An 11,244-nucleotide genomic window follows, 5' to 3' on the forward strand; every position below is an offset into this window, starting at 1 on the left:
ATGAAGAATCGGATCGGGGCCTTGACGTTTCTTCTGGCGAGCTGCCTGCTTTCCTGCACAGCGGGCTCGCAGCCGCAAAAAGTGTGGCACGTCGGCGTGCTTTACTGGTCCAGCACCATCCCCGGTCAGGTGGCCATGCGCCAGGGCCTGGAACAGGAAATCGATCGCATCAACCAGGCCGCGCGCCGGTCCGGCGCGCCAACGGTGCAGTTGTGGACCGAGGTCGCGGGCGACGGCCCGCAGAGCGTGGACAGACAGATCGCCCAGATGCACAAGATGGTCCAGGCCAGGCCCGATCTCATCATCGTCCAGCCCACCGACAACGCGGCTTTGACGCAGCCCCTACTGGAAGCCGACAGAGCGGGCATACCGGTGGTCGCCTATGACCAATACATCTCCGGCGGCAGGCTGGCGGCCTACGTCGCGTCGGACAACTATCAGGCCGGCTATCTGGACGGCGAATACCTGGTCTCGCTGTTTCAGAAGAAAACGCCGCTGCGTCTGGTGCTCGTGGAATACCCAGAGATTTCTTCGGCGGCAGATCGCGTGAGCGGCTTTCTGGATGCCCTGCAGAACTATGGCCGGGCCTATACCATCCTGAAGGCCTACCGCGCCTTCGATGCCCTTGAGGGCGCGAAAGTCGGCGCCGCCCTGCTGCGCGACTTTCCGCAACAAGGCAGCATCGACGCCGTCTTCACCGTCAACGACGGCGCGGGGCTGCCCGTCGTCGATGCGCTGGCCCGGGCGGGCCGCGACGAAATCGACGTGGCCACGGTGGGCGGCAACCCGGCATCGGTGCAGAACATTCGCGACAAGCGGCTGACGCGTATCGATTCGGCCCAGTTCTGCGGCCCGCTGGGCGCCCGGACGGCACAGACCGCCTACGCCATCTTGAGCGGCAAGGACGTGCCGGCGCGCATTCTGGTTCCCACGTTTCCCGTCACGGCCGAGACGCTGGACAAATACCCGGGCTGGAGCGGCCCCATCCCGGCGCCGTTTCAAAAACCCTGGCCCGCCCAGCATGCCATGTGGCAAAACAAAGCAATGGGGCCGCTATGACGCAGCCGATTCACGCGGGGAGAGCGGTCGATGCAAAGCGCTTTTCCAATATCGACCGCCGCATGGCGCTGGCGTTCGGCCTGGTCATCTTCTGCCTGATGTTGGCCGTGCTTCTGGCGGGCGGATGGTATGTGCGCGGCATCATGCAGCAGGATCAGAACCGGCTATCCGCGATCACGACGCAGATTTTGTCCGATGCCGTGGGCCGCATCAGCTTTTCCGGCAAATATCACGTGCGCCTGTTTCTGCAGCAAGTCAGAAAAGAGCGGCCCGACATCGCCTATCTGCGCCTGCTGGACCAGCAGGGCAACGTGGTGGCCGACAGTTACGCCAACGACAAAGAGCGTCTGCTGAACAACGACACGCAGACCTCGCTCGAGCCGCTGCTCGCAGGCAGGACGTCGCTGCTTGCGCGCGATCTGCAGGAACCCGACGGCACGCTCGTGCATGAGGTCAGCGCACAATACCGCGGCGGTTTCAACAACGAAGACCAGGGCGTCATTCAGATCGGCATTCTGGAAACCGCCATGCAAGACGCATGGCACAAAGCCGTGTTAGCCACGATCTCGATGCTGTTCGTTCTGCTGCTGATCGGCATCGCGGTCACCTACCGGATCAGCGCCTATTTCGGCCGTCCCGTGCGCAGACTGGCCGCGGACATGGATCGCGAACGGCAACGCCTGGCGAACATATTGGCATCCATGCAGGCCGGCACATGGGAATGGAACATGCAGACCGGCGAGGTGACGCTCAATGAACGCTGGGCCGCGATCGCCGGCTACACCCTGGCCGAACTGCAGCCGATCGACATCCAGACCTTCATCAAGCTGTGCCACCCGGCCGACCTGGCGGTCAACAACGAAAGACTCAAGGCGCATCTTTCGGGCAAGGAAGATTTCTACGTATCCGAAATCAGAATGCGTCACAAGAACGGGCATTGGGTCTGGGTTCTGGACAGCGGATGCGTATTCCAGCGCGACGCGAGCGGCGCTCCCTTGATCATGATGGGCGCCCGCCAGGACATCACCGAACGCAAGCACGCGGAAGAGTCCCTGCGCAGCGAAAGCGCGAGATTCATGGAACTGGCCCGAGTCTCCAACACGGGAGTGTGGGAGTGGGACAAGGCCAATTCGTGCCTGTGGAGCAGCCCGGAATATTTCAGCATGCTGGGCCTGAACCCCCAAGACTATGCCGCGCCGGGCAGCATCACCCTGCAGAACGCGTGGATCGACCTGCTGCATCCGGACGACATCGAACAGGCGCGCCAGAGCTTCGCGCAGTACCTCGCCGACGAACCCTCGCACATGTACGAAACCGAATTTCGCATGCGCCACGCCAACGGGAGCTGGGTCTGGATCCTGTCGCGCGGCAGCATCCTGCGCGATGCCAACGGCAAATCCACCGGCAAGATGCTGGGCACCCACATCGATGCGACGTCGCTCAAAAACGCCTTGGCGCAGTTGCGCGACAGTCAGGAGCAATTGCGGCGGATCAGCGACAACCTCCCCGACAGCACGGTCTACCAGATCGATTGCGGCGGACCGCACGGGCCGCGCCGGTTCACCTATTTGAGCGAGGGCATCCAACGCGTACACGGCCTGGCGGTCGAAGACGTGATGCGCGATCCGTCCTTGCTCTATGACCAGATGAATCCCGAAGACCTGGTTTTGATGCGGGCGCTCGAGAGCGAATGCATCGCCAATATGACGGACTTCAAGGCGGAAACCCGCTGCACGCTGCCCGACGGCCGCCAGTGCTGGATTTTGATCACGTCTTCGCCGCGCAAGATGAGCAACGGCCACGTCGTGTTCGACGGCCTGAGCATCGACATCACCGAACAGAAGCAGCAGGAAGAAAGAATCCACGAACTCAACACCCAGCTGGAGCAGCGCGTGCAAGAGCGCACGCTCAAGCTCAGCTCGGCGCTGGACGGCCTGCGCCGCACGCAGAAAGAACTGCTGCAAAGCGAAAAGCTGGCGTCCCTGGGGGCCCTGGTCGCAGGCGTGGCGCACGAACTGAACACGCCCATCGGCACCGCCGTCACGGTGGCCTCGACCCTGGTGCAGACGCACAAGCGCTTCAAGGCGCTGACCGAAACCGGCCTGACCCGCAGCGCCCTGGCGGAATACTTGAACGACGTGCAGGAGGGCGGCCTCATCATCGAGCGCAACCTCGAGCGCGCGGCCGAACTGCTCGGCGGATTCAAACAGCTCGCTGTGGACCAGACCAGCTATCAGCGCCGCTCGTTCTCGGTGCACGAAGTGGTGCAAGAGATCATGCTGTCCATGCGGCCGACGCTGCGCAAAACCAAGTTCGAACTGGTGACCGACATTCCGCGGGACCTGGTCATGGACAGCCTGCCCGGCCCGCTCGGGCAGGTGTTGATCAACCTGATCAACAACGCCCTCGTCCATGCCTTCGGCGATCGGGATACCGGCACCATCTCGCTCGGCGCGCGCGCCACCGATCCGGGCTGGCTGTCGGTGACGGTCCGCGACGACGGTCGCGGCATACCGCAGGAACACCAAAGCAAGATCTTCGATCCCTTCTTCACCACCAAGATGGGCCAGGGCGGGTCGGGACTGGGCCTGCACATCACCTATACCCTGGTGACGGGACCGCTGGGCGGACGCATCGAGCTGCACAGCGCGCCGGGGCAAGGCACGAGTTTCGTGCTGCACCTGCCGCTGGCGGCGCCGACCTTTGCGACGGAGTCGGTCGACGAGGCGCAGGCTTGACGGCAAACCGGCCTCAACCGCCGGGCGCGCCCCTGATCATGGCCGCGCAAGCCGCCGGTTCACGGCAGCCATGTCCGCAGGCTTGACCCTGCCCAGCAGCACATTGTGCAGCTCGGACATCAAGGGAGACCATATGGCTTCCCGGCGGCTGAGCAGCACGATTTGACGCCATAGCGGCTTGTCCATGACGACAGGCAACGTGACCAGATCGCTGCGCGGCTCCAGCGCCAGCACCATGCTCGGCAACGCGGCCAGCAGGGTCGAGTTGACGATCAGGCGCAGCGTTCCGGCCGAGAAATGCGCAACCTCCAGCGCCGCCGCGGGCAATGCGATGCGATGCGCATCGAACCGCGCGTCGAGCACCTTGCGTGCAACAGAGCGCGAATCCGGCAGAACCCAGCGATAGCCGGCCAGGTCCGCCAGCTTCAGCTTCCTGCGCGCCGCAAGCGGATGCCGGCGGCTCGCCACGATGCACAGGTCGTCAACCTTGATCGTCTCCTGCGCCAGCGTACTCGGCGTCTCGACATATATCGGCGCAATCGCCATATCCAGAGACCCCTTCTCGACGCGATCGCGCAAGTCGTCGGACAGGGCAACCTGCAGATCGACGCGCAGCGCAGGGCGTTTGGGCAGCAGCTCGGCCAGCGCCGGCAGCACCACCGTGTCGAGCGTGGCGCCCGTGGCGCCGATGCGCAGCAGCCCGGCCTGCCCGACGCGCAGCTCGCCGGCATGGCGCACGGCATCGCGGTATTCGGCCCAGAGCTTTCTCGCATGCTGCAGAAAGACCAGGCCCGCCGAAGTCAGCTGAATGCTGCGCCCGCTGGCGCGATCGAACAGGACCAGCCCGGTGTCGGCCTCCAGCCGCTTGAGCGATTTGGACAAGGCCGGCTGCGACACGGCGCAGCTTGCCGCCGCGCGGGCCAGGTTGCCGTGATCAACGGCAGCCAGAAAATATTCGACGTCCCGCAGCGACAGATTCATAACATTTATTCATGTTTTATATAAAGAATGGGAATTTTTTACGCAAGGCTAATCCCTAGAATTTTTTCCAGGCACTGTTGATAACCCGCAATCGAGACTGGAAATGCCCCAATCGCCCCACATCGTTCTCATCGTCGCCGACAACCTGGGTTGGGGCGAACTGGGCTGCTACGGCGGCGGCGCCCTGCGCGGCGCGCCCACGCCCAACATCGACAAGCTCGCCACCGAAGGCCTGCTGCTGCACAACTTCAATGTGGAAAGCGATTGCGTGCCGACCCGCTCGGCGCTGATGAGCGGCCGGCATCCCATACGCACCGGTTGCCTGCAATCGGTGCCCGCGGGCCTGCCCCAGGGCCTGAACCGCAACGAGATCACGCTGGCCCAGCAATTGTCGGGGCAGGGCTATGCGACCGCCCACTACGGCAAATGGCATCTGGGCGACGTTCCGGGCCGCTATCCCAGCGACCGGGGTTTCGACGATTGGTACGGCATTCCCCGCACCACCGACGAGAGCCAGTTCACCTCGACACTGGGCTTCGATCCGTCGGTGGTGGACCTGCCCTACATCATGGAAGGCAAAGCCGGCGCAGTCTCGCGACAGGTCAAGGTCTACGACCTGGACACCCGGCGCGGCATCGACGCCGAACTGGTCGAGCGCGCCACCCGCTTCATGACGGAAAACGTTCGGCAAGACCGGCCTTTCTTCCTGTATCTGCCGCTGGTGCATCTGCACTTTCCCACGCTGCCGCATCCGGATTTCGCCGGCCGCACCGGCGCGGGAGATTTCGCCGACGCCATGGTCGAGCTGGATCACCGCGTCGGCCAGATCGTCCAGGCGGTCGACGAACTGGGCATCCGCGACGATACGGTCTTTATCTTCTGCAGCGACAACGGCCCGGAATTTCGCCGGCCTTACCGCGGCACGGCGGGCCCCTGGCGCGGCACGTATCACACAGCCATGGAAGGCAGCCTGCGCGTGCCCTTCATCCTGCGCTGGCCCGGCAAGGTGGCGCCCAATCGCATCTCGAACGAGATCGTGCACGTCACGGATCTGTTCACCACGCTCTCGCTCATCGGCGGCGCGTCGATTCCGGACGACCGGCCCATCGACGGTATCGACCAGCGCGACTTCTTCACCGGCGCATCGGAAAAATCCCTGCGCGAAGGCTTTCCGTTCTACATCAAGAACGAGCTGCGCGCCGTCAAATGGCGCCACTGGAAGCTGCACTTTTATTGGGAGCCCGAAGTCAACGAAGGCAAGGGCAAGCTGGAGTCGCCCTTGCTGTTCAACCTGATCCAGGATCCCAAGGAGGAGACCGATGTGCTGATTTTCAACACCTGGGTGATGAACCCGATACTCAAGATGGTGCGCCAGTTCAATCTGTCCTGCGCGGCGCATCCCAATACCGAGCCCGGCGCGCCGGACAAAGACTAAGGCCCGGAACCCGCGAGGAAATCACATGAAACACCGCTACTGGATCGCCGCGCTGGCGGCCTGCGCCGTCCTGCCCCTGGCAGCGGCCGGGGCAACACTGGACTGGCCCAGCGACCGCATCGACTGGATCGTCGGCTTCGCGCCCGGCGGCACGTCCGACGTGCTCACGCGGATCGCCGCCAAGGAACTCTCCAGGCGCACCGGCAAAGCCGTCATTGTCGAGAACAAGACGGGCGCTTCGGGCGCCATCGCCCTGCAGTACGTGGCGCATGCCGCCCCCAGCGCCGGATTGCTGCTCACCGTGCCGGGCCCACTGATCTATCCGGCCCCCGAGCCCGAGCTGGGCAAGGATCTGCAGCCCGTGGCCCTGCTGGCCGACGGCCCCATGGTGATCGTCGGTCCCGCCAGTTCGGCCAAACCGTCCATTCAGGCGATCGTCGACGACGCGCGCGCCCATCCCGGTGCGTGGAGTTTTGCCAGTTCGGGCATCGGCACCTCGCAGCATCTGGCGGGCGAGCTCCTAAACCAGATGGCTGGCACGCATATCGTGCACGTGCCGTACAAAGGCGGCGGCCAGGCCGTGACGGACGTGATCGGCGGACAGATTCCCCTGGCCATCCTGGGGCCGACGCCCGTCATGGCGGGCATCCGCTCGCATCGGCTCAAGGCCTATGCGGTCACCACGACCTACAGGCTGCCCAGCCTGCCCGACGTGCCCACCATGCAACAGGCCGGGTTCCCCGGCTACGACGCCAGCCAGTGGATGTCGGTCGCGGCAACGCCGGGCATTCCCGCGAAAGACCTGGACGAACTCAACGGCCTCCTGCAAGACATCATCAAGACGCCCGAGTTTCAAGCGGCGCTGGAGAATGCAGGCATGATCGCGCAGCCCGGCAACAGGCAGGCGCTGCTGGATTTCGTCACGCAAGACAGCGCCAAATGGAAGACGCTGATCCAGCAGGCGGGAATCAAACTGACGCAGTAGTGCCGGCCGCCTATCGGCGCGGCTCGGCCTCCAGCGCGACCGACTGCAGCCAGCCGCGAAACGCCTGCAGCGCAGGCAGGCTGGCCTTCTGCTGCGGATAGCACAGGTAGTAGCCCTGGCGCGCAAAAATGGGCAGCTGCACGGGCACGATCAAGCGGCCGTCGCGCAGCTCTTCTTCGATCAGGCAGCGCGGAATGAGCGCGACGCCGAAACCTGCCGCGGCCGCCTGCGACAGCAGCGCATACTGATCGAACCGGGCGCCCTCCAGGGCGCGGCGCGTATCGCAGCCGGCCTGCGCGAGCCAGTCCGGCCAACCGTCCGGCGCCGAGGTGTGGTGCAGCAGCGGGTATGTCAGCAGTTGCGCCGCATCCACCTGCCCCGGCGGCATCAAACGCGGGCTGCACACCGGCACGACGTCCCGCCCCACGATGTAGTCCGCGCCGCTGCCCGGCCACGCTCCCTCGCCGAAGCGCACCGCCGCGTCGAGCTCGGGCATGGAAAAGTCATAGCCCTGCCGGTGCGGCAAGAATTCCAGGTGTATGTCCGGCCGCAGCCGCATGAATCCCGCAAGGCGCGGAATCAGCCACCGGGCCCCGAACGTCGGCATGCTGGTCAACTGCAGCGTGCCGCCCTGCCCCCTGTGGGCGATGAGTTCGACGCTGGCCGCCTCGATCTGCCCCAGTCCCGCCCGCACCTTGTCCAGGTAGCCGCGCCCGGCCTCGGTGAGCACCAGGCCTTGCTTGCTGCGCACAAACAGCACGACTCCCAGGAATGCCTCCAGGTGCTTGACCTGCTTGCTGACCGCCCCCTGGGTAATGCACAGCTCCTGGGCCGCTCGCGTGAAATTGCAGTGTCTGGCGGCCACTTCGAAGGCCTGCAGATCGGCCAAAGACGGACAGAATCGGCGCATGCGTTGAGGTCGACCCGAGGCCAACCATGACCAAATGGAATAGTTTATGGAGAATCTTTCGTTTGTGTAAAGCGACCGGGCAAGGCCAGAATCGCCACGCGGTCGCCGGTGCGCCGGCGCCGCCACCACAAATCAAAACCTCCAAGGGGAATTTTTCCATGCACCGCCGCCATCTCGTTCTGGGCCTGTCGCTGACCGCCGCCCTCGCCTGCGCTCCGCTGTCCGCCGTCCACGCCCAAGACACCTATCCCAACAAGCCCATTCACCTCATCGTGCCCTTTCCGCCCGGCGGCACCACCGACATCGTCGCCCGCCTGTTCGCCGAAAAACTCGGCCGCGAGCTGAACGGCGCGATCATCGTCGAGAACCGCGGCGGCGCCGGCGGCTCGATCGGCAGTTCCGTGGTCGCGCAGTCCAACCCCGACGGCTACACGCTGGGCATGGCCACCGTGAGCACGCACGGCATCAACCCTGCCGTTTATCCCAAGCTGCCCTTCGACGTGGAGAAGGACTTCACGCCCATCTCGAATCTGGCCGCCGTGCCCAACATCATGACGGTCAACCCCGACCAGGTGCCCGCCCGCAACATGGCCGATTTCATCAAGCTGGCCAAGAGCGAGCCCGGCCGGCTCACCTACGCGTCGGCGGGCAACGGCTCGCTGGCGAACATGATGGGCGAGCTCTTCAAAATGACGGCGGGTGTGAACCTGGTGCACGTGCCCTATCGCGGCGTGGGTCCGGCGCTCAACGACACGCTGTCCGGCCAGGTCGACGTGCTGTTCGACAACCTGCCCTCGTCGCTGCCGCATGTGCAGGCGGGCCGGCTGGTGGCCCTGGCCGTGGCCTCGCCCACGCGCGTGGCGGCCCTGCCCAATGTGCCGACCTTCGCCGAGGCCGGCCTGGCGCCGCTGAACGACATGTCCTGGTTCGGCCTGGTGGGTCCCGCCAAGCTGCCGCTGGCCGTGGTCGACAAGCTCCATCAGGCCATCGTCAAGGTCAGCGCCCAGCCCGAGGTGATCAAGTCGCTTGCAAACCTGGGCGCCGCGCCCGTGGCCAATACGCCGGCCGAGTTCGCCAAGCAGATCGCCGACGAGGTGACCAAGAACCGCCGGGTCGCCAAAGAGGCCCACATCAAGGTAGAGTAAGGGCATGCCTGTCATCCACCCGCTTTCCTACCGCCTGGACCACATGCCGGCGGCGAGCCTCTCGCCGCTGGTGCTGGATTCGCCGCACAGCGGCACCGCCTACCCGCCGGATTTCGCCAGCATCGCCCACATCGGCGTGCTGCGCACCGCGGAAGACACCTGGGTCGACGACCTGTGGAGCGGCGCCGTGAACCAGGGCGTGCCGCTGCTGGGCGCAACCTGCCCGCGCGCCTATATCGACGTCAATCGCGGGGTGCAAGACATCGACCCCACGATGCTGGATGCGCCCTGGCCCGGCCCGCTCTCGGACTCGCCCAAGGTGGGCCTGGGCAAGGGCCTGATCTGGCGCATGCTCGACGACGGCACGCCGCTGTACGACCGCAAGCTTTCAGTGGCCGAAGTGCAGGCGCGCATCGACCAGTGCTGGCGGCCCTATCACGACGCGCTGCGCGCGCTGCTGGACGACACGCACGCGCAGCTGGGCAAGGTCTGGCACATCAACTGCCACTCCATGCCCAGCGTGGCCGGCGCCTACGCCACCGGCAAGCCCGGCACCGCCCACCCCGATTTCGTGCTGGGCGACCGCGACGGCACCACGGCCGACCCGGCCTTTGCCGCCTTCGTGGCCGACTGGCTGGGCCGACGCGGCTACGACGTGGCGATCAACGACCCGTACAAGGGCGTGGAGCTGGTGCGCGTACATGGCCGGCCTTCCGAAGGTCGCCACAGCCTGCAGATCGAGATCAACCGCAAGCTGTATATGGACGAGGTCACGCTGCGGCCCAATGCCGGGTATGACAGGCTCAAGAACGAACTGGGCGAGCTGACGTCGGCCATGCTGGCGTGGATGCGCGCGCAGGTGGCCGGCATCTGACTGCTTCGAAGCGCCATACCGTCACGGTTGGCGCCTGCGCAGCAAAGCGTTTTTGCCAAACGGGCTCTCCACCAGGTATGCGCGCATTGCGCACAAACATTTCTCGTGCGATGCGTGTGGCGACTACGCTAGCCCGACGTTTCCCTCTTCTCTTTTCAGACCATGCATACGCAATCGACATCGCTTATCTCGCCGGCAATCGGAACGAGCCGCGAGATCACCAGCTTTCACTTCGGTCCCGCGGACGCCAGCAACGCGAAGCAGAAAATCTACATCCAGTCGGCGCTCCACGCCGACGAGACGCCGGCCATGCTGGTAAGCGTGATGCTCAGGCGCCGACTGGCGCAGCTCGATGCCGCCGGAGAGATCGGCGACCAGATCGTGCTGGTGCCGGTTGCCAATCCGGTGGGCCTCGCGCAGCACGTGCTCGGTCATTTCATCGGCCGCTTCGACCTGGCCAGCGGGCGCAACTACAACCGCCATTTTCCTGCCTTGGGCGGCTTCGACGAGCCGCTCGAAACCCTTCTGGGCGCGAACGCGCAGAACAATGTTGCCGCCGTGCGCAAGATGATGCGCGCAGCGCTCGCGCAGCAGCAGCCCCGCACCGAGTTCGAATCATTGCAGCATGCATTGCTGGATTTATCGCTTGACGCAGATGTGGTGCTCGATCTGCACTGTTCGCTCGAAGCGACGATGCACCTGTTCACGAGCGATGCGGCATGGCCGCAGTTCGAGCCCTTGGCTCGCTATCTCGGGTCGCAAGCGTCGCTGATCGCGACGGACTCGGGCGGACAATCTTTTGACGAAGCGCACAGCCTGCCCTGGTGGACGCTACAGGAACGGGTCGACAACGCAACGCCGCTGCCGCCGGGCACGATCGCGGCGACGATCGAATGCCGCGGCCAGAGCGACGTGAGTTACGAAACGGCAGCGCGCGACGCTGACGCGATCATCGATTTCCTGCGATTTCGCAGCGCCATCCGCGGTGCCGCGCGGCCGCTCCCGCCCTTGGCGCACCAAGCCACGCCGCACGCGGGGAACCAACAAATAAAAACCCCCCCGAGCAGCAAAAATGTGAAAAAGTAAGCAATAGGGGTCCATATAAACATAAGCGATA

At 64.8% G+C, this 11,244-nt stretch carries 8 protein-coding genes and 1 pseudogene; 7 read left to right on the top strand and 2 right to left on the bottom strand.

What is annotated here, in order from left to right; genetic code table 11:
* Positions 1-1,059, top strand: a complete 1,059-nt coding sequence (locus ACTHJ1_RS10070; RefSeq protein WP_440191473.1) for a sugar ABC transporter substrate-binding protein — start codon at positions 1-3, stop codon at positions 1,057-1,059.
* A complete protein-coding gene (locus tag ACTHJ1_RS10075) occupies positions 1,056-3,797 on the top strand; it encodes a PAS domain-containing protein (protein ID WP_440191476.1) in 2,742 nt (913 codons plus the stop codon). Before ACTHJ1_RS10070 ends, ACTHJ1_RS10075 begins: the two co-directional genes overlap by 4 nt.
* A gap of 36 nt (positions 3,798-3,833) precedes the next feature.
* Here the strand turns inward: ACTHJ1_RS10075 and ACTHJ1_RS10080 are convergent, their stop codons facing one another.
* Positions 3,834-4,778, bottom strand: a complete 945-nt coding sequence (locus tag ACTHJ1_RS10080; RefSeq protein ID WP_440191479.1) for a LysR family transcriptional regulator — start codon at positions 4,776-4,778, stop codon at positions 3,834-3,836.
* Positions 4,779-4,881: 103 nt separating this feature from the next.
* Between ACTHJ1_RS10080 and ACTHJ1_RS10085 the strand changes: the two genes are divergently transcribed.
* Complete coding sequence (locus ACTHJ1_RS10085) at positions 4,882-6,213, top strand: arylsulfatase (RefSeq protein ID WP_440191481.1); 1,332 nt, start codon at positions 4,882-4,884, stop codon at positions 6,211-6,213.
* 25 nt (positions 6,214-6,238) lie between these two features.
* Positions 6,239-7,198: a Bug family tripartite tricarboxylate transporter substrate binding protein gene (locus ACTHJ1_RS10090; RefSeq protein ID WP_440191484.1), complete on the top strand. Its 960-nt coding sequence runs from the start codon at positions 6,239-6,241 to the stop codon at positions 7,196-7,198.
* A gap of 10 nt (positions 7,199-7,208) precedes the next feature.
* On the opposite strand, the gene ACTHJ1_RS10095 is transcribed toward ACTHJ1_RS10090, so the two are convergent.
* Positions 7,209-8,108, bottom strand: a complete 900-nt coding sequence (locus ACTHJ1_RS10095) for a LysR substrate-binding domain-containing protein (protein ID WP_440191487.1) — start codon at positions 8,106-8,108, stop codon at positions 7,209-7,211.
* A gap of 158 nt (positions 8,109-8,266) precedes the next feature.
* On the opposite strand from ACTHJ1_RS10095, the gene ACTHJ1_RS10100 reads away from it, so the two are divergent.
* The 3 genes and pseudogenes from ACTHJ1_RS10100 to ACTHJ1_RS10110 all read left to right on the top strand — a co-directional run.
* The gene (locus ACTHJ1_RS10100; RefSeq protein WP_440191490.1) at positions 8,267-9,253 is read left to right on the top strand and encodes a Bug family tripartite tricarboxylate transporter substrate binding protein; all 987 of its coding nucleotides are present in this window, start codon (positions 8,267-8,269) and stop codon (positions 9,251-9,253) included.
* Positions 9,254-9,257: 4 nt separating this feature from the next.
* Positions 9,258-10,127, top strand: a complete 870-nt coding sequence (locus ACTHJ1_RS10105) for an N-formylglutamate amidohydrolase (RefSeq protein WP_440191493.1) — start codon at positions 9,258-9,260, stop codon at positions 10,125-10,127.
* A gap of 162 nt (positions 10,128-10,289) precedes the next feature.
* Positions 10,290-11,192: pseudogene (locus ACTHJ1_RS10110) on the top strand (succinylglutamate desuccinylase/aspartoacylase family protein); the annotation flags it as partial.
* Between the last annotated feature and the right edge of the window lie 52 nt (positions 11,193-11,244).

The sequence above is a fragment of the Bordetella sp. genome (assembly GCF_051960075.1).
GTDB lineage: Bacteria > Pseudomonadota > Gammaproteobacteria > Burkholderiales > Burkholderiaceae_B > Bordetella.

Coding starts and splice junctions, on each gene's coding strand:
- ACTHJ1_RS10070 (WP_440191473.1), top strand. CDS start 1: ATGAAGAATCGGATCGGGGCCTTGACGTTTCTTCTGGCGAGCTGCCTG.
- ACTHJ1_RS10075 (WP_440191476.1), top strand. CDS start 1,056: ATGACGCAGCCGATTCACGCGGGGAGAGCGGTCGATGCAAAGCGCTTT.
- ACTHJ1_RS10080 (WP_440191479.1), bottom strand. CDS start 4,778: ATGAATCTGTCGCTGCGGGACGTCGAATATTTTCTGGCTGCCGTTGAT.
- ACTHJ1_RS10085 (WP_440191481.1), top strand. CDS start 4,882: ATGCCCCAATCGCCCCACATCGTTCTCATCGTCGCCGACAACCTGGGT.
- ACTHJ1_RS10090 (WP_440191484.1), top strand. CDS start 6,239: ATGAAACACCGCTACTGGATCGCCGCGCTGGCGGCCTGCGCCGTCCTG.
- ACTHJ1_RS10095 (WP_440191487.1), bottom strand. CDS start 8,108: ATGCGCCGATTCTGTCCGTCTTTGGCCGATCTGCAGGCCTTCGAAGTG.
- ACTHJ1_RS10100 (WP_440191490.1), top strand. CDS start 8,267: ATGCACCGCCGCCATCTCGTTCTGGGCCTGTCGCTGACCGCCGCCCTC.
- ACTHJ1_RS10105 (WP_440191493.1), top strand. CDS start 9,258: ATGCCTGTCATCCACCCGCTTTCCTACCGCCTGGACCACATGCCGGCG.